The 24,198-nt window shown below is 76.3% G+C and carries 24 protein-coding genes; 5 read left to right on the top strand and 19 right to left on the bottom strand.

Annotated elements, in window-relative coordinates:
- Positions 1-147 precede the first annotated feature (147 nt).
- Both ECOMGDLI_RS13080 and ECOMGDLI_RS13075 read right to left on the bottom strand, forming a co-directional pair.
- The gene (locus ECOMGDLI_RS13080) at positions 148-627 is read right to left on the bottom strand and encodes a hypothetical protein (protein ID WP_088317264.1); all 480 of its coding nucleotides are present in this window, start codon (positions 625-627) and stop codon (positions 148-150) included.
- 81 nt (positions 628-708) lie between these two features.
- Entirely contained in the window at positions 709-1,113 is a 405-nt protein-coding gene (locus tag ECOMGDLI_RS13075; protein ID WP_088317263.1) for a GNAT family N-acetyltransferase, read from the bottom strand.
- A gap of 230 nt (positions 1,114-1,343) precedes the next feature.
- On the opposite strand from ECOMGDLI_RS13075, the gene ECOMGDLI_RS13070 reads away from it, so the two are divergent.
- The gene (locus ECOMGDLI_RS13070; protein WP_088317262.1) at positions 1,344-1,685 is read left to right on the top strand and encodes a cupin domain-containing protein; all 342 of its coding nucleotides are present in this window, start codon (positions 1,344-1,346) and stop codon (positions 1,683-1,685) included.
- 18 nt (positions 1,686-1,703) lie between these two features.
- Here the strand turns inward: ECOMGDLI_RS13070 and ECOMGDLI_RS13065 are convergent, their stop codons facing one another.
- The 9 genes from ECOMGDLI_RS13065 to nadA all read right to left on the bottom strand — a co-directional run bounded on the left by ECOMGDLI_RS13065 (position 1,704) and on the right by nadA (position 10,969).
- Positions 1,704-2,582, bottom strand: a complete 879-nt coding sequence (locus ECOMGDLI_RS13065) for a hypothetical protein (RefSeq protein ID WP_088317261.1) — start codon at positions 2,580-2,582, stop codon at positions 1,704-1,706.
- A gap of 79 nt (positions 2,583-2,661) precedes the next feature.
- Positions 2,662-3,495: a GNAT family N-acetyltransferase gene (locus ECOMGDLI_RS13060; RefSeq protein WP_158220994.1), complete on the bottom strand. Its 834-nt coding sequence runs from the start codon at positions 3,493-3,495 to the stop codon at positions 2,662-2,664.
- Positions 3,496-3,509: 14 nt separating this feature from the next.
- Positions 3,510-4,175 (bottom strand): ribulose-phosphate 3-epimerase, encoded by a 666-nt coding sequence (gene rpe, locus ECOMGDLI_RS13055; RefSeq protein WP_088317259.1) that lies wholly within the window; start codon positions 4,173-4,175, stop codon positions 3,510-3,512.
- 59 nt (positions 4,176-4,234) lie between these two features.
- Positions 4,235-5,809 (bottom strand): RsmB/NOP family class I SAM-dependent RNA methyltransferase, encoded by a 1,575-nt coding sequence (locus tag ECOMGDLI_RS13050; RefSeq protein ID WP_088317258.1) that lies wholly within the window; start codon positions 5,807-5,809, stop codon positions 4,235-4,237.
- The gene (gene fmt / locus ECOMGDLI_RS13045) at positions 5,806-6,765 is read right to left on the bottom strand and encodes a methionyl-tRNA formyltransferase (RefSeq protein WP_088317257.1); all 960 of its coding nucleotides are present in this window, start codon (positions 6,763-6,765) and stop codon (positions 5,806-5,808) included. Before fmt ends, ECOMGDLI_RS13050 begins: the two co-directional genes overlap by 4 nt.
- A 1-nt stretch (position 6,766) precedes the next feature.
- Positions 6,767-7,309, bottom strand: a complete 543-nt coding sequence (def, locus tag ECOMGDLI_RS13040) for a peptide deformylase (protein WP_088317256.1) — start codon at positions 7,307-7,309, stop codon at positions 6,767-6,769.
- A gap of 32 nt (positions 7,310-7,341) precedes the next feature.
- Positions 7,342-8,235 carry a carboxylating nicotinate-nucleotide diphosphorylase gene (nadC, locus tag ECOMGDLI_RS13035; protein WP_088317255.1) on the bottom strand — a complete coding sequence of 298 codons (894 nt, stop codon included), beginning with the start codon at positions 8,233-8,235 and terminating at the stop codon, positions 7,342-7,344.
- Positions 8,232-9,965 carry an L-aspartate oxidase gene (locus tag ECOMGDLI_RS13030; protein ID WP_198954818.1) on the bottom strand — a complete coding sequence of 578 codons (1,734 nt, stop codon included), beginning with the start codon at positions 9,963-9,965 and terminating at the stop codon, positions 8,232-8,234. The genes nadC and ECOMGDLI_RS13030 overlap by 4 nt, the downstream gene beginning before the upstream one ends.
- Positions 9,966-9,970: 5 nt before the next feature.
- Positions 9,971-10,969: a quinolinate synthase NadA gene (gene nadA / locus ECOMGDLI_RS13025; protein WP_088317254.1), complete on the bottom strand. Its 999-nt coding sequence runs from the start codon at positions 10,967-10,969 to the stop codon at positions 9,971-9,973.
- 150 nt (positions 10,970-11,119) lie between these two features.
- Here nadA and ECOMGDLI_RS13020 point away from each other — a divergent pair, with 150 nt between their 5' ends.
- Complete coding sequence (locus ECOMGDLI_RS13020) at positions 11,120-11,821, top strand: NUDIX domain-containing protein (RefSeq protein ID WP_369812743.1); 702 nt, start codon at positions 11,120-11,122, stop codon at positions 11,819-11,821.
- A 3-nt stretch (positions 11,822-11,824) separates the two neighbouring features.
- On the opposite strand, the gene ECOMGDLI_RS13015 is transcribed toward ECOMGDLI_RS13020, so the two are convergent.
- Positions 11,825-12,337: an ATP-binding protein gene (locus ECOMGDLI_RS13015; protein WP_088317269.1), complete on the bottom strand. Its 513-nt coding sequence runs from the start codon at positions 12,335-12,337 to the stop codon at positions 11,825-11,827.
- A complete protein-coding gene (locus ECOMGDLI_RS13010) occupies positions 12,337-12,708 on the bottom strand; it encodes a hypothetical protein (RefSeq protein WP_088317252.1) in 372 nt (123 codons plus the stop codon). Before ECOMGDLI_RS13010 ends, ECOMGDLI_RS13015 begins: the two co-directional genes overlap by 1 nt.
- A gap of 164 nt (positions 12,709-12,872) precedes the next feature.
- On the opposite strand from ECOMGDLI_RS13010, the gene ECOMGDLI_RS13005 reads away from it, so the two are divergent.
- From ECOMGDLI_RS13005 to ECOMGDLI_RS12995, 3 genes are all read left to right on the top strand, one after another.
- A complete protein-coding gene (locus ECOMGDLI_RS13005) occupies positions 12,873-13,757 on the top strand; it encodes a hypothetical protein (protein WP_088317251.1) in 885 nt (294 codons plus the stop codon).
- Between the two features lie 145 nt (positions 13,758-13,902).
- Complete coding sequence (locus ECOMGDLI_RS13000; RefSeq protein WP_088317250.1) at positions 13,903-17,442, top strand: ABC transporter ATP-binding protein/permease; 3,540 nt, start codon at positions 13,903-13,905, stop codon at positions 17,440-17,442.
- 45 nt (positions 17,443-17,487) lie between these two features.
- Complete coding sequence (locus ECOMGDLI_RS12995) at positions 17,488-18,015, top strand: DUF4395 domain-containing protein (RefSeq protein WP_088317249.1); 528 nt, start codon at positions 17,488-17,490, stop codon at positions 18,013-18,015.
- On the opposite strand, the gene ECOMGDLI_RS12990 is transcribed toward ECOMGDLI_RS12995, so the two are convergent.
- From ECOMGDLI_RS12990 to mihF, 6 genes are all read right to left on the bottom strand, one after another.
- Positions 17,987-20,203, bottom strand: coding sequence for a primosome assembly protein PriA (locus ECOMGDLI_RS12990; protein ID WP_088317248.1), 2,217 nt, complete (start codon positions 20,201-20,203; stop codon positions 17,987-17,989). The genes ECOMGDLI_RS12995 and ECOMGDLI_RS12990 overlap by 29 nt on opposite strands.
- A gap of 19 nt (positions 20,204-20,222) precedes the next feature.
- Positions 20,223-21,413: a methionine adenosyltransferase gene (gene metK / locus ECOMGDLI_RS12985; protein ID WP_088317247.1), complete on the bottom strand. Its 1,191-nt coding sequence runs from the start codon at positions 21,411-21,413 to the stop codon at positions 20,223-20,225.
- 126 nt (positions 21,414-21,539) lie between these two features.
- Complete coding sequence (gene coaBC / locus ECOMGDLI_RS12980; RefSeq protein ID WP_369812742.1) at positions 21,540-22,847, bottom strand: bifunctional phosphopantothenoylcysteine decarboxylase/phosphopantothenate--cysteine ligase CoaBC; 1,308 nt, start codon at positions 22,845-22,847, stop codon at positions 21,540-21,542.
- 22 nt (positions 22,848-22,869) lie between these two features.
- On the bottom strand, positions 22,870-23,133 hold the full coding sequence (rpoZ, locus tag ECOMGDLI_RS12975; RefSeq protein WP_088289283.1) for a DNA-directed RNA polymerase subunit omega: 264 nt from the start codon (positions 23,131-23,133) through the stop codon (positions 22,870-22,872).
- Between the two features lie 54 nt (positions 23,134-23,187).
- Complete coding sequence (gmk, locus tag ECOMGDLI_RS12970) at positions 23,188-23,787, bottom strand: guanylate kinase (protein WP_198954816.1); 600 nt, start codon at positions 23,785-23,787, stop codon at positions 23,188-23,190.
- 10 nt (positions 23,788-23,797) lie between these two features.
- Positions 23,798-24,112, bottom strand: coding sequence for an integration host factor, actinobacterial type (gene mihF / locus ECOMGDLI_RS12965; RefSeq protein WP_088289285.1), 315 nt, complete (start codon positions 24,110-24,112; stop codon positions 23,798-23,800).
- Positions 24,113-24,198 lie beyond the last annotated feature (86 nt).

The raw sequence follows: 24,198 nt of genomic DNA, 5'->3' as shown, positions 1-24,198 counted from the left end.
CACCCGGCACCACGACCTGGACCACCCGCACCGGACGCGCCTACACAGCACTCCCGCACACCCCGCTGCCACGGCTCGCGACGCCGGCGTCACCCGTGGCAGACGACCCTCCACCGTTCTAGGCGTCTGCGTCGCCAGCGCCTCCTGCTAGCGCTCGTAGAAGCCGGATCGGCGACCGGCGAGCTGGCGTTGAGCGAATCGTTCACCCCAGGCCGGGGTGAACGGCCGATCAGGGTGGACCTCGTTGAGCGCCGCCAGGAACTGTGGCCAGCCCCTGCCGTCGGTGAGGACCCACAACCGGCCGCCGCCGCGCAGAGTCAGCCAGCCGAACCCGGGGATCAGGTTGCCGTTGCCGTCGAAGTCCGCCACCGCGAGCTCGCGCCGACGGAGGACCGCTCGCCAGACCACCCGGTCACCCACGACATCCACCGTGTGACCCATGAGCCAGAGGAACCAGAGGCCGTTCCAGGCCAGGACCGCGACGAACATGGCCACGAAGCCCGCGGGCACCGTGCCTCGCACGGCGGAGACGCCCATGCTCACGGCGCCGGCGGCCATGGCTGCGAAGCCGATCGGTAGCGACCACCGCTGACGCGTGTTCCGGAACCCGAACACCTTCTCGGACATCGGCCACCTCCTTCTCCACACCTGTGACGGCGGGGGCCCGGTGTCGGCTCCCCGGTCAGCGTGGGCGCGCCCGGCCGATGCTCAGAGTCGCAGCAGTCCGGCCTGCGCGGGCTCGAAACCGCACGCGGAGAGGTAGAACGGGGCCAGGTCCGGGGTGAAGTCGACGTGGAGCCACTCGCAACCGACTGCTCGCGCGTTCGTCACGGCGACGTCGACGACGTCCCGGCCGACGCCCCGGTGCCGCAGCCTGTGGGCCACCATGACGTCCTGCAGCCAGGCATGCGTGAGACCGTCCCAGAGCACGTTGACGAACCCGACCAGGCCGTCGACGTCGCGTGCGGTCACCCAGCCGAGGCTGTGGGCCACGACGAGTCGCTCCCAGTCCCACTCGTCGTCGCCGAACACCCGCGTCCCGAACGCCTCGGCGTGCAGGGCGTTGACCTCGGCGTTGGTGAACTCGCCGCGCCAGGTAGGGATCAGGTCCATCGCCGCACTGTCGCAGCGCTCGCCCGCGCGGCCAAGCGCCTTCTGCCGCGCCCTTCGTGGCGCCACCGCAGATGCGGGAGTACCGCACAGGTCTGCGGGCTGCCCGGCGACGGCTCGGACCGGGCTGGTTCGTGCCCGGCCCACCGGGGTATCCAGACCGGTGCACCCACCGAGCGCACCGTCCCGTCGACGGCACGGGGTCAGAGGCATCGAGCACGAGAGGACGCCCAATGGACGACGACAGCACGACCCACGCGACGAAGGGCGTCACCGTCGACCTCCTGGGGACGGTCGACCTCGGTCCTGAGATCGAGGGGATGGCAGGCCGCCGGCTCCGGATGCGGAAGGTGACGATCGAGCCCGGCGGCGTCTTCGGCCCGCTCCACGACCACGTCGGCAGACCCGGGCTCGTCTACGTGCTCCGGGGGACGATCACCGACCACCGGGACGGCGTCGCGACGCAGTACGGGCCCGGCCCCGGCTGGCCCGAGGACCGCACCACGCTCCACTGGCTCGAGAACACCGGGAGCGTCACGGCCGTGGAGATCTCGGTCGACATCGTCGACGCGTAGCGCCCGGGCGGCGGCCCGTCACACCGCGACGAGGACCGCCCCGAGCGCGACGAGCCCGGCACCGAGCCACACCGTCCTCGGACGGGGCCCCGGTGTCAGCGCGACCGCGAGGAGCACCGACGCCTCGCGCAGCGTGGCGACGCGGCCGGCGTCGGCGCGCTGGAAGGCGAGCAGGACGAGCAGGTACGCCAGCACGACGCCGACCCCGACGAGCGCGCCGGTCCGCAGCGCCGCCCGCAGCCTCGACCACGACCGCAGGGCCAGGGCGAGGAACAGTCCTTGGAGGAACAGCGTCACCGACAGGTAGCCCGCCGCGGCGAGCGGCGGCGCCGCGCCCGCTGCGCCCGCCGCGTCGGCGAGACGCCGGACCGCCGCAGCGTCCATGACGCTGTAGGTCGCGATCGCGACGCCGACCCCGAGCGCCCAGCCCAGCGACGCGTGCTCCCCGAGGTCGCGCGCCACGCCGGCGACGAGCACGAGTCCCGCAGCGAGGGTCACCGCGCCGGCCACGGCGGCGAGACCCGGGGCCTGGCCCAGCAGCAACCAGGCGCCGGCCGTGACGAGCAGCGGCGCCGTCCCACGGCCCACCGGGTACGTCACGGCGAGCGACCCGCGCCGGTACGCCGCGGCGAGCAGCCCGCAGTACACCGCCTCGGCCACCCCGGAGAGCACCGCGAGACCCCACACCGCCGCCGGCCAGCCGCCGGGCACCCCGCCGGCCACGGGTCCGGCGCCGACCGGCGGGCGCAGCACGAGGGCGGGCGAGAGCACCGCGGCCCCGGCGAACCCGGCGACCGACAGCACCGCGACCCGGTCCTCGATGCCGTGCACGAGGCGGTTCCACAGCGCGTGGGCCACCGCGGCCGCGAGCACGAGCGCGAGGGCGGTCGCGCTCACCGCCGGTCCCCCGGCGACCCCGCGCCCGGTACGCCGACAGGCACCCGCCGTCCGCGAACCGCTCCCACGGCCCGCCGCGTCACAGCGTCGGCAGCACCAGCCGCCCCGCGGCGTCGCGCCGCAGCTCGACCGCCTCGGTGACGGCGGCGACGGGCACCGGCCCGTACACGTGCGGGTACACCTCGTCCGAGCCCGGCGCCGGCTCGACCCGGACCGCTGCGCCGAGCCGTGACCGCTCGACGACGAGCAGGACGAGCGGCGCGTCGACCCCGGCGTAGTGCCGCGCGGCCGTCGCCGCGACCTGCTGCGCGAACGACGCGTGCACGAACCCGACCTCGTCGAGGCTGTGCCCGATCGTCGAGACCCGGTACTCCCCCGCCCGGCGGGCCCGGTCCCAGTCCTCCCGCAGCGCGATGTGGAACAGCCGCTTCGGCCCCCGTGCGAGGCCCACGAGGAGGGCCGCAGCGGCACCGCGCCCCGTCCACGCGACGATCTCGTCGTCGTCCTCGTCGAGGCCGCCGAGGCTCCCGGAGATCTCCCAGCCCTGCCCGGCGAGCAGCGCCCGCATCGCGACGTTCGACCGGTTCGTCGACGTGAAGACCCGCTCGCTCACCCCGGCCCCGACGGCCGCGCAGAGCAGCGCCGAGCCGACGCCCTGACGGCGCGCGGCGGGCGCGACGACGAGCAGGTCGACGAAGTCGCGGCCGAAGAAGTGCCCGTGCCGCAGGACGGCGAAGCCTGCGAGCCGGGGCCCCTCACCCGCCGGGGCCACGAGGCAGAGGTTGTCCCGCCGGCCGTGGAGCGCGTCCTCGACGAGGGTCGCGCGGGCGACGTCGGCCCCGCGCGAGAGCGGGTCGACCTCACCGATGGCCGGGGCGTCGTCCGGGGTCGCCGGGCGGATCCGGGTGGGCACGCCTGTCCCGCCGCTCAGTGCGCGCAGGCCGCGGCCGCGAGCTCGCGCAGGCGCTTGATCTGGCCCGCCGCGTCGTCCGCGCCGTAGACCGCCGAGCCCGCGACGAACACGTCCGCGCCGGCGTCGGCGCAGCGCTCGATGGTGTCCTCGGAGACCCCGCCGTCGACCTGCAGCCACACGTCGAGGCCGGACGACGCGATCGCCTCCCGGGTCCGCCGGATCTTCGGCAGGCAGACGTCGAGGAACGGCTGGCCGCCGAACCCGGGCTCGACCGTCATGACGAGGATCATGTCGAACTCGGGCAGCAGGTCGAGGTACGGCTCGATCGGCGTCGCCGGCTTGAGCCCGAGACCGGCCCGGACGCCGAGCGCCCTCAGCTCACGGGCGAGCCGGACCGGGGCGCGCGCGGCCTCCGCGTGGAACGTCACGCTGCGCGCCCCCGCGTCCGCGTAGGCCGGCGCCCAGCGGTCCGGGTCCTCGATCATGAGGTGGGTGTCGACCGGGATCGGGGACACCTTCACGAGCGCCTCGACGACCGGGGCCCCGAGCGTGAGGTTCGGGACGAAGTGGTTGTCCATGACGTCGACGTGCGCCCAGTCGGCGTCGGCGATGCGGTCCAGCTCCTCCGCGAGGCGCGCGAAGTCGGCGGACAGGATGCTCGGCGAGATCTGCAGGGCCACGCCGGGAGCCTACCGGCGGCGCCCGGCAGGGCTCCTCGACCCGCGAGGCGCCCCGCGGGTCAGGCCGTGCGGCGCAGCAGCGCGACGAACATCGCGTCGGTGCCCTGCACGTCCGGCCAGAGCTGGACGGCGGGCCCGGGCCCGGCGTCGGACAGCCGCCCCTGCGTGGCCTCGCCGAGGACGGCGCGGGCGTCGAGCCGCTCGACGTCGCTCCGCTTGCGGAGCACGTCGTCGACGACGAGACCGGTCTCGGCCGGGTGCGGCGAACACGTCACGTACGCCACGACGCCCCCGGGCCGGACGGCGGCCAGCGCCGAGCGGAGCAGGTCCCGCTGCAGCGGGGCGAGCCCGGCGAGGTCTGCGGGGGTGCGCCGCCAGCGCGCCTCCGGACGGCGGCGCAGCGCGCCGAGCCCGGTGCACGGCGCGTCGACGAGCACCCGGTCGTAGAGGTCCGCCTCCTCGTCGGCGAGCTCCCGCCCGTCCCCGAGCCGGACGTCGACCGCTCCCGGCCAGCGCCGGACGACCGCCGCGACCGATCCGCGGACGAGCTCGCAGCGGTGCGGCGTGACCTCGTTCGCGACGAGCCGCGCACCGGCCGGCAGGGCACCGGCCTCCCGGCGGCCGCCGAGCAGCGCACCGAGGACGGCGGACTTGCCGCCCGGGCCGGCGCACAGGTCGAGCCAGCGGCCGCCGTCCGGGCCGTCGAGCGGTGCGGACGCGAGGGCGAGCGCGACGAGCTGGCTGCCCTCGTCCTGCACGCGTGCCCGGCCGTCGCGGACCGCCTTGACGTCCGCCGGGACGCCCGTCATCGGCACCGCGTACGGCGAGTACGGCTCCCGGGCGGTGTCCGCGACCGCTTGCCCCGCAACGCCTTCCGGCGTGTCGTCGGCGGCGCCGGGCAGCTGCGCCCGGAGCTCGTCGGTCGTCACGAGCCCCGGCAGGGCCGCGAGCGTGACGACCGGCCGCGCGTTGTCGGCTGCGAGCACCTGCTCGAGGTCCGCCGCGTCGCGCCCGTTGAACCGCAGCGCGTCCCGCAGGGCGCGCACGATCCACACCGGGTGCGAGTACCGGACGCCGAGCGCACCGTCCGCGTCCGCCGCGGCAGCCTGCGGCCCGGCGACCTGGTCGAGCCAGCTGTCGAGGTCCTGCAGCGCGAGCTTGCGGAGCACCGCGTTCGCGAAACCCGCTGCGCCCTGGCCGATCTCGGACCGCACGAGGTCGACGGTCGCGTCGACCGCGGCGTGCGCGGGCACCCGCATCCCGAGGAGCTGGTGCGCCCCGAGCCGGAGCGCGTCGAGCACCGCGGGGTCGACGTCCGTGAGCGGCCGGTCGACGCACGCCGCGAGGACGGCGTCGTAGGTGCCGCGCCCGCGCAGCGTGCCGTAGGCGAGCTCGGTCGCGAAGCCGGCGTCCCGGCCGTGCAGCTTCGCCTCGCGGAGCAGCCGCGGCAGCACGAGGTTGGCGTAGGCGTCGTCGGCCTGGACGGCGACGAGCGTCTCGAACGCGACGACGCGGGCCGGGTCGACCTCGCGGCGCGCGACGTTACGGGTCTTGGCGCGCGCGGGCGCGGCACCTGCCCCGCGCGGGCCGCCGGACCTGCGGCCGGCCGGGCGCGGGCGTTCCTGGGGGCTCATTCGAAGACCTCTCCGGCGTCGATCCGCAGACCGCGCGCCCAGTCGGCCGCCGGCATCGGTCGCTTGCCCTGCGGCTGGACCAGCCCGAGCTTCACGACCCCTCCCCCTGTGACGACGTGCACGTCCTTGCGTCCGACGACGAGCGTGCCCGGGCGGGCACCGCCGGCAGCCGGGTCGGGCGCGTCCGCGGGAGACTGCTCCTGCGGCACCGGTGACACGGGTCCGAGCTTGACCCGCTCGCCGCGCAGCGTCGTCCAGGCCCCGGGCTCGGGCGTGCAGCCACGGACCCGGCGGTCGACGACGAAGGCCGGCAGCGACCAGTCGACGCGTGCCTCCTCGACGCTCACCTTCGGCGCCAGGCTCACGCCGTCCCCGCTCTGCGGCACCGCGGACAAGGACCCGTCCTCGATCCCGTCGAGGGTCGCGACGAGCAGCCCGGCGCCCGCCTGCGCGAGCCGGTCGAGCAGGTCGCCCGAGGTGTCCCGCGGCCGCACCGTCTCGGTGAGGACGCCGTAGACCGGCCCGGTGTCGAGGCCCTCCTCGAGGAGGAACGTCGACGCCCCGGTGACCGGGTCGCCGGCCATCACCGCACGCTGCACGGGAGCGGCGCCGCGCCACGCGGGCAGCAGCGAGAAGTGCAGGTTGACCCAGCCGTGCTTCGGCACGTCGAGAACCGGCCGCGGCACGAGCGCGCCGTAGGCGACGACCGGGCAGCAGTCCGGCGACAGCTCCCGGAGCGCGTCGAGGAACTCCGGCTCGGACGGCCGCCCCGGCACGAGCACCGGGACGTCGTGCGCGTCGGCCCACTGCCCGACGTCCGACCGCACGACCTTGCGGCCGCGCCCGGCGGGCGCGTCGGGGCGGGTCACGACGGCGACGACCTCGTGGGACGACGCGGCGATCGCCTCGAGGGACGGGACGGCGACCGCGGGCGTGCCCGCGAAGACGACTCTCATCTCAGAGCGCGCGCCCGAAGGTGGCGTGCGGGCTCTGCTTGACGACCGGGGCCTGCCCGGCCCACTCCGCCTCGCGGATCGCCTTGAGGGCGAGCTTGCGCTGGTCGCGGTCCATCCGGTCGATGAAGAGGATGCCGTCGAGGTGGTCGGTCTCGTGCTGGATCGCCCGGGCGAGCAGCTCGCTGCCCTCGATCGTCACCGGCTCGCCGTTCTCGTCGAACCCCTTCGCGACGACGCGCAGCGCCCGCGGGGTGTCGTAGTAGATGCCCGGGAAGGACAGGCACCCCTCCTCGCCGTCCTGCAGGTCCTCGGAGAGGTCGAGGTCGGGGTTGATGAGGTGGCCGAGGACGCCGTCCACGTAGTACGTGAACACCCGCAGGCCGACGCCGATCTGCGGGGCCGCGAGGCCGGCGCCCGGCGCCTCCATCATCGTGTCCTGGAGGTCCTTGACGAGGATCCGGAGCTCCTTGTCGAAGTCCTTCACCGGTTGGGCCTTCTCCCGGAGCACCGGGTCCCCGAACAGGCGGATGGGCTTGATCGACACGGACGCTCCTCGTCAGACGGTGAGACCGCAGTCTACGGGCGTGCGGCGGGCTCCCTGAGGTCGAGGCCGATGTCGAGGACCGGCGCCGAGTGCGTCAGGGCGCCGACGGCGAGGAAGTCGACCCCCGTCATCGCGACGTCGCGCGCCCGGTCGAGGCTCAGCGAGCCGCTCGACTCGGTCCGTGCGCCCGCCGAGCGGGCGACCTCGACGGCGGCCCGGGTCGTCGCGAGGTCCATGTTGTCGAGCAGGACGAGCGTCGCCCCGGCGGCCACCGCCTCGACGACCTGCTCGAGGGTGTCGCACTCGACCTCGCACACGACGTCCGGGTGCACGGCGCGGACGGCGGCCAGCGCCGCGGTCACGGACCCGGCGGCCAGCACGTGGTTGTCCTTGACGAGGGCCTGGTCGGCCAGGCCCATCCGGTGGTTGCTGCCGCCGCCGCAGCGGACGGCGTACTTCTGGGCGGCGCGCATCCCGGGGACGGTCTTGCGGGTGTCGCGGACGACCGCGCCCGTGCCCTCGACGGCCTCGACCCAGGCGGACGTGAGGGTCGCGACCCCGGAGAGCTGGCCGACGAGGTTGAGCGCGCTGCGCTCCCCGGTGAGGACCGCGCGCGCCGGGCCGGTGACCGTGAGCAGGACGTCGCCCGGGGTGACGCGGGTGCCGTCGGCGACGTGCTCCACGACGGCGGCCCTCGCCTGCTCGGGCGCCAGGCCGGCGCCGCTGAGGACCTGCTCGAAGACCGCGCGGGCGACGGGCAGCCCGGCGACGACCCCGGCGCGGCGCGCGACGAGGTCACCGGTGGCGACGGCGTCCGCGGCGACCGTCGCGAGGGTCGTGATGTCGGTGCCGCCGGCGAGGTCCTCGTCGAGGGCGAGCGCCGCGAGCCGGCGGCACTCCTCGGGGGCGAGTGCGTGCGTGCTCATGGCCGGACCTCCAGGCGGACGGTGCCCGGCGTCCCGGGCGCGTGGGCGACGACGGGGTGGAGCCACGCGTCGTCCGGGGCGGTGACGTCCGTGCGCCGGTGGCAGCCCCGGCTCTCCTCGCGCAGCAGCGCGGCGGCGACGAGCACGGAGGCGACGGCGTGCAGGTTGGTCGTCTCCCAGTCGGCGAGGCCGGGCACGCCGACCTCGGTCGGGGTCGGGCGCACCAGGTCGGCGAGCAGCGCCGCCCGGGAGGCCAGGGCCACCGGGTCGCGCAGGACGCCGGCGTCGCGGCTCATCCCCGCGGTGAGCGCCGCCCGGGCGCCCGACGCGACGAGCCCGCCGGACGGCGTCCGGCCGGCGCCCGCTCCCGGTGCGTCGGCACGGCGCCGCGGCGGCAGGTCCGCCCGGAGCAGGGCGGCGAGCCGGCGGCCGACGACGAGCGCCTCGAGGAGGCTGTTCGACGCGAGCCGGTTCGCACCGTGGACGCCGGTCCGCGCGACCTCCCCGACGGCGAACAGCCCGGCGATGCTGGTCCGCCCGGACAGGTCCGCGACGACCCCGCCGCACGCGTAGTGCGCCGCCGGCAGGACCGGGACCGGCTCGGTGACCGGGTCGACCCCGGCGGCCCGGCAGGACGCGAGGACCGTCGGGAAGCGGCGCTCGAGCAGGGCGGCACCGAGGTGCCGGGCGTCCAGGAGCACGTGCCCGGCGCCGGTGGCCGCGATCCGCTCGCCGATCGCCGCGGCGACGACGTCCCGCGGGGCGAGGTCGGCGAGCGGGTGCCGGCCGGCCATGAACCGGGTGCCGCCGGCGTCGAGCAGCACGGCCCCCTCGCCACGGACGGCCTCGGAGACGAGCGGGCGCTGGGCGCCGGTCTGCCCGGGGCGGCGGGCGGCGAGCGCCGTCGGGTGGAACTGGACGAACTCGGCGTCCGCGACGGCGGCCCCCGCGCGGACGGCGGCGGCGAGCCCGTCACCGGTCGCGACGGCCGGGTTCGTCGTGGAGTCGAAGACCTGGCCGTGGCCGCCCGAGGCGAGGACGACGGCCCGGGCCGCCACCCGGACGACCTCGCGGCAGCCGCCGTCCGGCCCGAGCCGGGCGAGCAGCGCGCCGACGACCGTGCCGTCGTCCGCCGTGAGCAGGTCGAGGAGGAAGGTGCGCTCGTGCACCCGGGCCGCGCCCGTGCCGAGCACCGCGGACTGCAGCGTCCGCTGCACCTCGAGCCCGGTCGCGTCGCCGCCGGCGTGGATGATCCGGGAGCGGCTGTGGCCGCCCTCCCGGGTCCACGCGAGGGCCCCGTCGGCGTCGGTGTCGAACCGGGCGCCGGCGGCGAGCAGGGCCCCGACCGCCACGGGCGCCTCGGCGACGAGCGTCGTCACGGCCGCCTCGTCGGCCAGGCCGGCCCCGGCGGCGAGGGTGTCGGCGACGTGCAGGGCCGGCGCGTCGTCCGGCGCGCCCCCGGTCGCGATCCCGCCCTGCGCCCAGGGTGTGCTGCCCTCGCCGACGGACGCCTTCGTCACGAGGTCGACGCGCAGGCCGCTGCCCGCCAGGTCGTGCGCGACGGCGAGGCCGGCGATCCCGGTGCCGACGACGAGGACGTCGGTCTCGAGCGTCGTGGTCGCGGCCGGTGCGGCGAGCCGGGCGACGACGGGTGCGGACGCCGTCCGCCCGACGACCGGACGCGCCCGCCCGGCCCGGTCGGACCGCTGCACGGGGACGGTCGTGGCCACCGCGCTCACTCCCCGCCCGCGCTCGGCGAGCCGATGGCGATCATCCGCTCGACGGCGAGCCGGGCCTTCACCGCGACCGCGGAGTCGACCTCGACGACGTCCCGGCCCTCGCGCAGCGCGGTGAGCAGGTTCTCCGGCGTCGTCATCTTCATGTAGGGGCAGACCGCCCGGTCGCTCACGGCCTCGAACACCGTGCCCGGGTTGGCCCGCCGGAGCTGGTGGAGCATCCCCGTCTCGGTCGCGACGAGCACCCGGCCGGCACCGGTCCGCCGGGCGGCGTCGACCATGCCGCCGGTCGAGACGATCCGGACCCGGTCCTTCGCCACGGCCCCGCTCGCGACGAGGCTCAGGGCGGACGTCGCGCAGGCGCACTCGGGGTGCACGAGGACGTCGGCGTCCGGCTCCGCCTCGACCCGGGCGCGCAGCACGTCCCCGCCGATCCCCTCGTGGACGTGGCACTGGCCCTGCCAGATCTCCATGTCCGCGCGGCCGGTGACCCGGCGGACGTGCTCGCCGAGGTGCCGGTCCGGCAGGAAGAGGATCGTGCGGTCCGCGGGCACGGAGCGGACGACGTCCGCGGCGTTGGACGACGTGCAGCAGATGTCGCTCTCGGCCTTCACCGCGGCGCTCGTGTTGACGTACGCGACGACGACCGCCCCCGGGTGCAGCGCCTTCCAGGCGCGCAGCTCCTCGACGTGGATCGTGTCGGCGAGCGAGCAGCCGGCGGCGGCGTCCGGGATGAGGACGGTCTTGTCGGGGCTGAGGATCTTCGCGGTCTCGGCCATGAAGTGGACGCCGCAGAAGACGATCTCGCGGTTCGGTGCGGTCGCCGCGACCCGGGACAGCGCGAGCGAGTCCCCCACGTGGTCGGCGACGTCCTGGATCTCGGGGCGCACGTAGTTGTGCGCGAGGATCAGCGCGTCCCGCCGGGCCGCGAGCTCGCGGACCTCGCGGAACCACTCCTGCGACGCCGTGCCGGCCGCTGCTGCGATCGCCTGGCTCATGGCTCCTCCGTCGTTCCCGGCGCGGTCCTGACCATCAGGTTTCCGCCTGCCGGACGCTCTGGTTATCGACTGGTCGTCGATAACTGCTGGGAGGACGATAACATGAGCCCCGTGAGCCTGACCCGACCGCCCGAGCCCGGACCGCCCGACGTGGCGCACGGAACAGCGCAGCCGTCGCGGCACGAGGTGCTCGGCGTCGTGCTCCAGGTGCGGGACGACGTCCTCCACGTCCTGCTGTGGCGGCGAGCGCTCGCCCCCCACGCCGGTCGCTGGTCCCTGCCCGGCGGCACGCTCGGCCCGGCCGAGGACCTCCGGGAGTCGATCCGGCGCCAGCTCGCCGAGAAGGTCGACGTCCGCGAGCTCTCCCACCTCGAGCAGCTCGACAGCCGCGGCGCCCCGCGCCGGGTGCCCGGCGAGCGGGTCGTGGCGACGACCTATCTCGGGCTCGTCCCCGGCCACGTCGACCCGCACGTGCCCGCGGACACCCGCTGGCACCCGGTCGACGCGCTCCCCCGCCTCGCGTTCGACCACGCCGACGTCGTCGAGGCCGGTCGCTCCCGGCTGCGCTCCAAGCTGTCGTACACGAACCTCGGCTTCGCCCTCGTGCCGCCGACCTTCACGATGAGCGAGCTCGCCCGGTACTACCGCGCCTGCCTCGGCCACGAGGTCGACGTGACGAACCTGCAGCGCATCCTCGCCCGCCGCGACCAGATCGAGCCGACCGGCGACGTCCTGCGCTCGGGCCGTTCCGGCGGCCGGCCGGCGGCCGTGTACCGGTTCCGGCACCCGACCCTCGAGGTCACCGACGCCTTCGCGGTGCTGCACCCGCCGCGGGTCGCGGCGCCCGGCTGACAGTCACGGCCGGGCGCACGCCTCCAGGACCTGCGCCACGAGACGCTCGACCCCGGCGGACGTGTCGAGCAGCAGCCGCGGTCCGTCGCGCTCCTCGTCCCACGGCACGTACCCGCCCTCGGACGCCTCCTGCCACGTCGGCACGGTGAGCCCGTCGAGGTCGCTCACCCGGGCCTCGACCCGGCGCCGGTGCTCGGCGACGTCCGAGGTCGTCAGCTCGACGACGACGAGCCGGGCGCCGGCCTCGGCCGCGAGCCCGCGCCAGCCCGACCGGGCCTGCGGCACCGGGTTCACGGCATCGACGACGACCGGGGTCCCCACGCGCAGCGTCGACGCGGCGACCTCGTGCGCGACGGCGTAGCCGACGACCCCGACCGGCGGCTCGGCGAGGCCGCACCGGACGACGACCGCCTCGACGGCGTCCACCCGCAGCAGCGCCGCACCGAGCCGGCCGGCGACCAGCCGGGACAGCGTCGTCTTGCCGGTCCCCGGCCGGCCCGCGAGGACGACGAGCATCACGCGCCGACCTCCGCCAGCGCGGCGCGGAGCAGCGCGCCGAACCGCTCGACGCTGCCGCCCGCGGCCTCGAGGGCGTCCGCGTCGAGCAGCGTCACCCAGCCGCCCGCGTCCAGCCGGCCGACGACGACGGGCAGCACGGGCGTGGCGGCGACGAGGGCGGCGTCGCGCTCGTCCCGGTGCACGGCGCGCACCGGGACGGCGGACCCCGCGACGAGCGCGTCCCACTCCCGCTTGCGCCGCACCGGCGAGTGCGTGACGTCGCACAGGGCGCAGTGCCGCCGCCCGAGGAGCTTGCCGACGACGTAGGCGACCTCGCCCCGCAGGGTGTGGTCGGCGTCGTAGACCCCGACGACCTCGACGACAGTCATCCCCGCACCGTAGGCCGCGCGACGCAGGACCGCCCCCGGGACCGGGCCGCCGGTGGCCTTCGCCCCTGGCCGCGACGCGGCCCGGGTGATGGTCTGGAGGGACGAGGCGGCAGCGGACGGTGTCGCGTCGGCCCGTCCCGGGCTGCTCCCCGCGGGGGTGCGTCATGAGACGGACGTTCCGGACGACGGCCGCGGTCTGCGCGGTCCTCGTCGTCGCTGCGTGCGGGACCGGCTCCGGGCCGGCGGGCCCGGACACGTCGGCCACCGGCTCGTTCGGCGGCACGACCAGCACCGCTCCGACCACACCTCCGACCACACCTCCGGACGCCGGGCCGACCACCGCCGCGACGACCGCGACACCCGGCGCCTCCGCGCAGCTGGCCCGGTTCTTCCGGGTCGTCGTCGCGGCCGACGCCCGGGTGCGGGCCGTGGCCCGGCGCGTCAACCAGGACATCGGCACGGACGTCATCGACCCGTCGGCCGCTGCGGACCGCGCGGTGACCCGCCTCGACGTCACCGACGTCGCGCGGGCGATCCCGGCGGGGACCCCCGTCGAGTTGCAGCGGTCTGCGCTGGGCCTGTACGCCAACCTCGTCTCCCGGCGGAGCTCCCTCGTCCGCTTCACCGAATACTCCGGCAACGGCCCGCTGCCCCGGACCTCCGAAGAGGCCCGGGACATCCTCGGGTGCCTGAGGAACGGGGCCACCCCGGCGGCCAACTTCGCCGCCGACCTGGCGGCCGCTCGGCGGCTCGCGGCCCGGACCCCTGCCTTCGTCGTCCGGGCCCCGTCGTCGCGGGCCGCCGCGGACGTCGCGATCCGCGCCGCCTACGTGGACATCGCCAACGGCGGGTGCGACACGTGCGGCGGGTACGCGCCGCGCCCGGGTCCGTCGCTGCGGGTCGTCTGGGGCGAGGTGCCGGGCTGGGACGACGTGACGTTCGACGGCCGGGTCGGGCCCGCGAGCACGATCGACGAGCTCGGCGGCATCGCCTTCACCGCCCGGTACCGGCAGGGCACGGGCTGGCGGGTCGAGCTCAACGCCTGCTGACCGCCGTCCGCACCGGCGGGCCCGTGGTGGAGACTGGTCGTCGGCCTCGCGCGGCACCGAAAACGAGTTGAGCCGATCATGGTCCCGGCGGGAGCGTTGAGGTGTCTGCGTCGCAGCGGACCCCCACGACCCGAAAGGACCCCACGTGCGCCTCCTGCGCGATCTGTGGGCCACCTCGCCGCGCTCGACCGCGGCGATCGCCTGCCTGATCGTCCTCGGCGCGATCGGGGAGGCGGCCGGTGCGGCCCTCGCCGGTCCGGTCCTCGTCGACCGGTCCACGGTGCTCTTCCTCGTCCTCGCGGGCGCGCTCGTGCTCAAGGTCGCGGGCCAGGTGCTCGTCGGCCTCGTCGCAGCGGCGCTCACCGCCGACTGGTCGGCCGACGTCCGGCGCCGGCTCTGCCGCGTCGCGCTCCTGCAGCCGATGCCGGCGCTCGACGCGACCCCGGTCGGCGAGCTCCTCGACCGGATCGACGGCGACGTCTACCAGGTCGGCTCCGAGCTGCGCGGCTCCGGCGTCCGGCTCGCCCAGTCGGTGACCGGCGCCGTGCTGTCCGTCGTCGCCGCGACGGTCGTCTGGTGGCCGGCCGGGGTGACGATGCTCCTGCTCGTCGCCGGGCTCTCGCTCGCGCTGCGCCGCCGGATCGGCGCGATCGCCCCGGCCCGGATGTCCGAGGAGGAGGCCTGGTCCGACGTCGCCGCCGTCATGGAGGAGGGCATCCACGGCCAGGACGACGTCCGCACGACGCTCGCCCAGCCCTACGTCCTGCGCCTCTACGCGCGCCGCGCGAGCGAGGTGCTCTCCCGCGGCCGCACCGTCTGGCGGCTCTCGGCGCACGTCACGACGATCGCCTCGGTGGCGTCCCGGCTCGCCATCGCCGGGCTCGTCGTCGGCGGCGCCTGGGCCTTCGCGGCCGGCCGCGTGGACGGCGCCCAGCTCACCTCGGTGTGGCTGCTCGCCGTCTCGTTCGGCGTCACCGTCGAGCACGTCACCCGGATGCTCCCCGACCTGCAGAGCACGCTCGGCGCCTGGAGCCGGATCCAGCAGCTCGCCGGCTCCGAGCAGGAGCCGGTCGGCGGCCGGCCGCCGGTCGAGGGCGACCTCGAGGTCCGGCACCTCACCTTCCGGTACGCCGCCGGGGAGTCCGCCCGCGGCCCCGTGCTCGACGACGTCAGCCTGCACTTCGCCCGAGGCCGCTCCTACGCCCTCGTCGGGCGCACCGGCTCGGGCAAGTCGACGCTCGCCAAGGTCCTCACCCGCGCGGTCGACGTCCCGCGCGGCACCGTGCTGCTCGGCGGCCACGACCTCGTCGACCTCGACGTCGAGCTGCTGCGCCGCTGGGTCGCGCTCGTCCCGCAGCGCACCGAGATCCTCGCCGGCACGCTCGCCGAGAACGTCGCGCTCTTCGACCCCGCCCTGCTCGACCGGGCCGGGGCGGCGCTGTCCGAGCTCGGGCTCGACGCCTGGGTCGCCGAGCTGCCCGACGGGCTCGCGACCCGGCTCGGGGACGGCGGCCACGTGCTGTCCGCCGGGCAGGAGCAGCTCGTCGCGTTCGCCCGGATCCTCGTCCGCGACCCCTACGTCGTCGTCCTCGACGAGGCGACGGCGCGGCTCGACCCGGCGACCGAGGCACGCGTCCAGCAGGCGACCGAGCGGCTGCTCGCGGGGCGGATCGGCATCCTCATCGCGCACCGGCTCTCCACCGTCGCGCACTGCGACGACGTCGTCGTCCTCGGCGACGGCAAGGTGCTCGAGGCAACGGCGCTCGCCCGCTCGCGGCGCTTCGCCGAGCTCCTCGCGGCCGGCCGGCTCGACGACGAGGACGACGCCCCGGCCGACCCGCTGCTCGTCGGCGGCGGCGCGGACCCCCTCGACCCGCCCGGGAGCCCCGGCACCGGTGCGGCGCCGTCCGGCGGCGGCACCGCGCTCGCCGTCCGCGAGCCCCGGACCGGCGCCGTCCCGCTGCCGCGCCCGACGGCCAAGGCCGAGCCGCCGCCGCTGCCGGACCCGCCGCCCGCCCGGACGCTGCGCGAGATCGTCCGGCTCGTGCTCAACGACAAGCGGTACGGCCTCGCGTCCGTCGGCGTCTGGACCGTCATGGTCGTCGTCGGCCTCGACGGCTCGGTGCTGCCCGTGCTCTGGGCGGGCATCGTCGACGGCACCGGGAGCGTCTTCTGGCCGGCCGCCGGGATCGTCACAGCGCTCGTGCTGCTCTCCCCGACGCCCTGGCTGACGAACCGCTGGTTCCCCGAGTGGTGGGTGCGGCAGATGCTCCGGATCGGACTGCGGCTCGTCCAGGGCCAGACCGGGCCGCGCCGGGTCAGCGCGCACACCCCGGCCGAGGTCGTCGCCCAGGCCGGCGACACCGAGCGCGTCGTCATGCTCGGCGACAACGTCATCGACACCGGCATCGCGCTGGCCGCGGCCGTCGCCATGACCGTCGTCGCGGGCACGCCCGTCCCGGCGATGTTCTTCCTCGGCACGATGGCCGTCTCCGGCCTGGCCGCGACGGCGTTCGGGCCCCGGCTCGCCCGCTCCGCGCGCCGGACCGTCGCGGCGCGCGCCGCCTTCGCGACCGCGCTCGTCTCGACGCTCTCCGCGGCCCGGACCGTCAAGCTCGCCGGCGCGACCGGCCCCGTGCTCGACCACCTGGCCCGGCTCGACGCCGACCGCAGCGAGCGGCAGCGCCGCGAGATCGCGACCCAGGTGTGGGCCCGCTCGACGCCGTCCGCGACGAGCGGCCTGCTGCCCATCGGGGCCTGGGCGCTCTACCTCGCCGGCGACCTGTCGGCGGCCGCGACCCTCGTCGCGGTGTCGACGCTCGCCGCGGCGAACTGGTTCGCATGGACGACGGCCTCGCTCGTGTCCTCGATGCCCTCGGCCCGGGTGTGGACCCGGCGGACGGTCGCCATGGCCGGGGTCGCGCAGTACTCGGCCGCCGTGCCGGGCGTCGACATCTCGGCCGGCACGGCGCCCGCCCCGGTGCCGGCGCCGCGCCGCCCGCTGCGCCGGCTCGACCTCGTCGGGTTCGGCGCGGTCCACGAGGACGGCACGGTCGGCGTCCGCGGGCTCGACCTCACGGTCCGCCGCGGCGAGCTCGTGCTCGTCGTCGGGCCGGTCGGGTCGGGCAAGTCCTCGCTGCTGCGCGCGCTCGCGGGCATCGTCCACCACGTGGGCGACCTGCGGTGGAACGGCGACCCCGTCGTCGACCCGGAGGCGTTCCTGCGGCCGAACCAGGTCGGCTACGTCGCCCAGCTCCCCCGGGTGCTCTCCGGCACGGTCGCGGACAACATCCGGCTCGGGCACGAGGTCGACCCGGTGGACGCCGTCTCGACGGCCCAGCTCGACCACGACCTCGCGGCGGCGGGCGGCGGCCTCGGGCTCGTCATCGGTCACAAGGGCACCCGGCTCTCCGGCGGCCAGCTCCAGCGGCTCGCCCTGGCCCGCGCGCTCGCACCGCAGACGGAGCTGCTCGTCGCGGACGACGTGTCGTCCGCGCTCGACGTGCAGACCGAGCTGGCCCTGTGGCAGGCGCTGCGCGACCACGGCGTGACCGTCGTCGGGTCGACGTCCAAGCGCGCGGCGCTCGTCCGGGCCGACCGCGTCGTCGTCCTCCAGGGCGGCCGGGCCGTCGACCAGGGCACCTGGTCCGAGCTCGAGGGCCGCTGGTCGCACCTCGCGGGCTGAGCCCGCTCTGACGCCGTGCTGACGTGACCGGTGTCCCCTGCACCCATGCAACCGACCCTCACCGTCAGCCCACCGGCCCTCGTCGACGAGCGGGCCGTCCGCGCCGCCGCCGGCCTCACGCTGGTGCTCGGTGCCGTCGCCTTCTCCGAGGCCCTCCTCGCGCAGGACTACGTGCCGCTGCGGCTCGTCACGGCCTTCTTCGCGGTCGACTTCGCGCTGCGCGTCACTGCCGGACCGCACCGGTCCCCGGTCGGCGCGGTCGCCGGGCTGCTGGTCCGGGGACTGCCGCCGGAGCCGGTGTCGTTGCGCCCCAAGCGGTTCGCCTGGTCGCTCGGGCTGGGCATGTCGGTCGCCATGACGGGGATCACGAACGCCGGCGTCACGGGCTGGCTCCCGCGCAGCGTCTGCCTGCTCTGCCTCACGCTCATGTGGCTCGAGGCCGTGCTCGGGGTCTGCCTGGGGTGCCAGGTGCACCGCGTCCTCGTGGCCCGAGGGATCGTCACCCCGGACCCGGCCCTCGTCTGCGCCGACGGCGCGTGCGACGTCAGCCCAGGTCGTCCGGGTCGAGCCTGACCCGGACGGCGCCCGGCTCACGGCGGGCGCTGCGCACCGCGGCCGCGGCGTGGAGGGTCCGCGCGAGCTCGGCCCGGGCGGCGCGCGGCGCCCGGACGATGAGGCGGACGTGCTCCTCGCCGCCGTCGAGCGTCGGCGGCGCGACCGTGGCGGTGGCCCGCGCGGGCGGTGCCCGGTGCGCACCGACGGGCTGCTTGCCCGGGGCCGGCCGGGCGCGGGCCGGCGCCGCGGGCGCCCGGGTCCGCGCCTCGTGCGGGACGGGCCCCAGCGTCTCCGCCCCGTCGGGCAGGGTCGCCACCGCGAGCAGCGAGGCCACCGCGGCCGCGGGCCCGTCGAGCGTCGCCGCCGTGACCGCGGGCGGCAGCCGCAGCCCCGCCCGCTCCTCGAGCTCGCGCGCGGCGAAGTGCGCGGGGTCGCCCCGGAGGAACGCCTCGACCGCCGCGGCCGCCGGATCCGCGACGACGACGACGAGGCCGCCCTCGCCCCCGGGCCGCACGAGCGCCGCCGCGGCCCGCCAGCGGCGCAGCGCCTCCTCGCCGGCGCGCAGGTCCGGCCGGGCCAGGAGCGTGTCGCCGTCGAGGAGCACGGCCGCGGCGTAGCCGCCGGGCGCGCCCGGTTCGATGCCGGGTGTCGCGAGGACGATCGCCCCGGACGGCGGCACGGCGGGCAGCGTCCGGGTCGGCCGGGAGACGACGACCTTCGCGCCGGGGAAGGCCCGGCCGAGCTCCTCGGCGGTACGGTCCACGCCGATCCGGCTCGCCCGCAGCGCCCGGCCGCTGCAGTGCGGGCACTGCCACGCGACGGCCGGGCGGCCGCACCAGGTGCACTCGGGGGCCGCCGCGACGAGCCCGGGCGCGGCGTGCGGCAGCCGCAGCGGACCGTGGCAGTGCGCGCAGAGCGCCGGACGCCGGCACGTCTGGCACGCGACCCGTGGCACGTACCCGACGAGCGGCACCTGGACGAGCACGCTCCCCCGGCGCAGCCCCTCCTGGACGGCCCGCCAGGCCGGTGCGGGCATCCGGGCGGCCCGGGCCGCGGCCTCGTCGGGCCGGGCGGCCTCGTCGGCGAGGACGACCCGCGGCCACCTCGCCCGGACCACGGCGCGCGACGCCTCGACGGGGCGCGCCCAGCCGTCGGCGAGGAGCAGCGCGGTCTCCGTCGTCCGCGACCAGCCGCCGAGCAGCGCCCCCGCACCGGCCTGCTCGGCGCGCAGGACGAGCACCTCCCGGGCATGCGGGTACGGCGCGTGCGGCTCGGCGTGGGAGTCGTCGCCGTCGTCCCAGAGGACGACGAGACCTAGGTCGGCGACCGGGGCGAACATCGCGGCCCGGGTGCCGACGACGACACGGACGCCGCCGCGCAGCGCCGCGAGGAACGCCGTCCATCGGGCGGCCGGGCCGAGGTCGGCACCGATCCGGGTGTGTCGGCCGGGGCCGAGCACCTCGCCGAGCGCGACCTCCACCGCGTCGGCGTCGCGGTGGTCCGGGACGACGACGAGGCTGCCCCGGCCGGACGCGGCCGTCGCGGCGACCGCCGTCGCGACGGCGCGGGTCCACCCCGGGCCGGGCAGCGCCGTCCAGACCGCGCGCGGGGAGCCGCCCGCGGCGAGCCGGGCGACGAACGCCGGGCCCGCGACGTAGTCCTGCCAGGGACCCTCGTCGACCGGTCCGGGAACCGCCCCGGCCGGCTCGTCGGGCGCCGCCGGCGCGGCCTTCTCCGCCGCGGCGTGCCGCGGCGGGACGGCCAGGCGCAGCACGTCGACGAGGCTCCCGGCGTACCGGTCGGCGACCGCCCGGCAGAGCGCGAGCACCTCGGGGGTGAGCACCGGCTCGGCGGAGACGACCCTGCGCAGCGGGGTGAGCGCCCCGGTGTGGTCCGTCGTCGCGGCGCGCTCGACGACGTACGCGTCGACGTCCTGCCCGGCGAACCGCACCCGCACCCGGGTGCCGGGCCGGGCCGCTGCGGACAGCGGCTCAGGCACGGCGTAGTCGAAGACCCGGTCGAGATGCGGCAGCGGCACGTCGACGACGACCCGGGCGACCGGCAGCTCGGCGGCGACCGGCGGCGGGGCCGCCTTCGCCCGCGGCCGGGCCCGCACCGCCGCCCGGATGAGGCTCAGCTGCTCGCCCGGCCGGTCGTCGGGCCGGTCGGCGGGCGCGTCGTCCCGTGCGGCGGCGTCCTCGCTCACCCGGTGCGGTGCCTGCCGGTCAGCCGACGGCGGACTGCAGCGCCTGGACCCGGTCGGTCCGCTCCCACGTGAGGTCGGGGAGCTCGCGGCCGAAGTGGCCGTAGGCGGCGGTCTGCTGGTAGATCGGCCGCAGCAGGTCGAGGTCGCGGATGATCGCGGCCGGACGTAGGTCGAAGACCGCGTCGATGGCCTTCTGGATCCGCTCGAGCGGCACCGTCTCGGTGCCGAAGGTCTCGACGTACAGCCCGACCGGGTGCGCCTTGCCGATCGCGTAGGCGACCTGGACCTCGCAGCGGCGGGCCAGGCCCGCGGCGACGACGTTCTTCGCCACCCAGCGCATCGCGTAGGCGGCGGAGCGGTCGACCTTCGACGGGTCCTTGCCGGAGAACGCGCCGCCGCCGTGGCGGGCCATGCCGCCGTAGGTGTCGACGATGATCTTGCGCCCGGTGAGCCCGGCGTCGCCCATCGGGCCGCCGATCTCGAACCGACCGGTCGGGTTCACGAGCAGGCGGTAGCTCGAGGAGTCGATCGAGACCTCGTCGAGGACGGGCTTGACGACCTTGTCGGCGATGTCGGGCTGGAGCAGGTTCTCCAGCGAGATGTCGCCCGCGTGCTGCGAGGACACGACGACGGTGTCGAGCGCGACGGCGCGGTCGCCGTCGTACGCGATGGTGACCTGGGTCTTGCCGTCCGGCCGAAGGTACGGGACCTCGCCGGACTTGCGCACCTCGGACAGCCGCTGCGCCAGCCGGTGCGCGAGCCAGATCGGCAGCGGCATCAGCTCGGGCGTGTCGTCGCAGGCGTACCCGAACATGAGGCCCTGGTCGCCCGCGCCCTGCAGGTCGAGCGGGTCCTCGCCGGCCTCGACCCGCGCCTCGTAGGCGGAGTCGACGCCCTGGGCGATGTCGGGCGACTGCGACCCGATCGAGACCTCGACGCCGCAGGTGCTGCCGTCGAAGCCCTTCGTCGAGGAGTCGTACCCGATGTCGAGGATCGTCTGCCGGACGATCGCGGGGATCTCGGCGTACCCGGCGGTGGTCACCTCGCCGGCGACGTGCACGAGACCGGTCGTCACCATCGTCTCGACGGCGACCCGGCTCTTCGGGTCCTGCGTGAGCAGCGCGTCGAGGATGCCGTCGCTGATCTGGTCGCAGATCTTGTCCGGGTGGCCCTCGGTGACCGACTCCGAGGTGAAGAGGCGCTTGCTCACGATGCTCCTGTCAGACGGACGTGCGTGCGGTGTGGTCCGGCGCACCAACTGTAGCCAGGTGCACCGACGGGACATGTCGTGCGGGCACCGCCGGAACGGTCCCGTGAAGGCACGGCGACGTGCCGTTCACAGGACGTCGACGTCGCTCTCACCGGCGTCGTCGTCGTCGGGCGCGCCGGTGTCGAGGCGGCGCCGGACGGCGTCCCAGACGGCGTCCGCGACGGCCTCCTTCGTCGACAGCGGCACGGGGACCGCGCCGCCGGCGGCGTCGAGGACCGTCACGGCGTTGTGCTCCTGCCCGAAGACCTGCCCGCCCGAGACGTCGTTGACGACGAGCAGGTCGCAGCCCTTGCGGGCCAGCTTGCGACGGGCGTGGGTGAGGACGTCGGCGGACTCGTCGCCGGTCTCGGCGGCGAATCCGACGACGACCTGGCCGGGCCGCCGGCCGGCGACGAGCTCGGCGAGGATGTCGGGGTTGCGGACGAGCCGCACGACGGGCGAGTCGTCCGGGTCGTCGGTCTTCTTGATCTTGTGCTCGGCGACCTGCGCGGGCCGGAAGTCCGCGACCGCCGCCGCCATGACGACGACGTCCGCGTCACCGGCCGCGGCGAGCATCGCCGTCCGCAGCTCGAGCGCCGTCCCGACGGCCGTCACCTCGACGCCGCCGGGCACCGGCAGCACGGTGTTCGCGGCGACGAGGCGCACGTGGGCGCCGCGCGCCGCGGCCGCACCGGCCAGCGCGAACCCCTGCTTGCCCGAGGAGCGGTTGCCGAGGTAGCGCACCGGGTCGAGCGGCTCCCGGGTGCCGCCCGCCGAGACGACGACGCGCAGCCCGGCGAGGTCGCCGGCGTCCGCGCCGCCGCGGGCGAGCAGCCGGACGGCCGCCGCCGCGATCGCCTCCGGCTCGGGAAGCCGGCCGGGGCCGGTGTCGGCCCCGGTGAGCCGCCCGCTCGCCGGCTCGAGGACGACGACGCCCCGCGCGCGCAGCAGCGCGACGTTCGCCCGGGTCGCCGGGTGCTGCCACATCTCGGTGTGCATCGCCGGGGCGAGCAGCACCGGGCAGCGCGCGGTGAGCAGCACGTTCGTGAGCAGATCGTCGGCGAGGCCGTGCGCGGCCCGGGCGAGCAGGTCCGCGGTGGCCGGCGCGACGACGACGAGGTCGGCCCGCTGGCCGAGCCGCACGTGCGGCACCTCGTGGACGTCGTCCCACGCCGACGCGCTCACCGGGTGCCCGGACAGCGCGGCCCACGTCGGCGCGCCGACGAACTCCAGCGCGGCCCGGGTCGGGACCACCCGGACGTCGTGCCCCGTCTCGGTGAGGATCCGCAGCAGCGTGCACGCCTTGTAGGCGGCGATCCCCCCGGACACGCCGAGGACGACGCGCGGCCGCGCGTCGTCCGTCGGGAGGGTGTCGCTCAGCGTCGTGGCTGCGATCGGGGCCGGCTCGGCGGAGCCGTCAGCCCTCGGTGGGCTCGGCGACGAGCAGGCCCTCGTTGATCTCGCGCATGGCGACCGAGAGCGGCTTCTCCTGGACGTGCGTCTCCACGAGCGGGCCGACGTACTCGAGCAGGCCCTCGCCGAGCTGGGAGTAGTACGCGTTGATCTGCCGCGCGCGCTTCGACGCGTAGATGACCAGGGCGTACTTCGAGTCGGCGACCTTGAGCAGGTCGTCGATCGGGGGGTTGGTGATGCCTTCGGGCGTCGCGGTGATGCCGGACACGCGTCTCCTCAGGGAGCTGGTTTCGTCGGACGGGCCGGTCGGCCCTGGACTGCCTCAGACCGGCCTGTCGGCCAGCGGGTGAGGGATCAGCCCCATGCATTGTACGAGTTCGTCCGTCGCCCGGTTGACATCGTCGTTGACGATCGTCTTGTCGAACTCCGGCTCGGCCGCCAGCTCGACGCGCGCCGTGCTCAGCCGGCGCTCGCGCTCCTCCTCGCCCTCGGTCCCGCGGCCGACGAGCCGGCGGACCAGCTCGTCCCACGACGGGGGCGCGAGGAAGACGAAGAACGCCTCCGGCATCGTCTGCTTGACCTGCCGCGCGCCCTGGAGGTCGATCTCCAGCAGGGCGGGCCGGCCCTGCCGCAGCGCCTCCTCGACGGCGGCCCGCGGAGTGCCGTACCGGTTGACGCCGTGGACGACGGCCCACTCGAGGAGCTCGCCGCCCGCGACCATCTCGTCGAAGCGCTCCGGCGTCACGAAGTGGTAGTGGACGCCGTCCACCTCACCGGGCCGCCGGGCCCGCGTCGTGGCGGACACCGACAGCCACACCTCCGGGTAGCGCTGCCGGATGTCCGCGGACACGGTGCCCTTGCCCACCGCCGTCGGACCTGCCAGGACGGTGAGCCGTCGCGCCGTGGTTCCCCCCTCGGTCACGACGTCGGCGTCAGCGGCTGAAGCGCTCGATGAGCGCCGCGACCTGGTTGGAGCCGAGGCCGCGCACGCGACGGGACTCGGAGATGCCGATCTCCTCCATGATCTGGCGCGCCCGCACCTTGCCGACGCCCGGGAGCGCCTCGAGGAGGGCCGAGACCTTCATCTTGCCGACGATCTCGTCCTGCTGGCCCTCACGGATCACGTCACCGAGGGAGCCCTGGGAGTACTTGAGGCGGTTCTTCACCTCGGCGCGCGCACGCCGGGCCTCGGCCGCCTTCTGGAGGGCTGCTGCACGCTGCTCGTCGGACAGGGGAGGAAGTGCCACTCACGTCACCTCGGTCGATCGTCTGGCAGCCGTTGGGCCCGTCGCCAGGAAAGGTCCGTCGCCACCGGTCGGCAGGGGGCACGACC

Origin of the sequence: Kineosporia sp. R_H_3 (assembly GCF_002198675.1) — a bacterium.
In the GTDB taxonomy this organism is placed as follows: Bacteria; Actinomycetota; Actinomycetes; order Actinomycetales; family Kineosporiaceae; genus R-H-3.
This window is presented reverse-complemented; position numbering and strand designations above follow the sequence as displayed.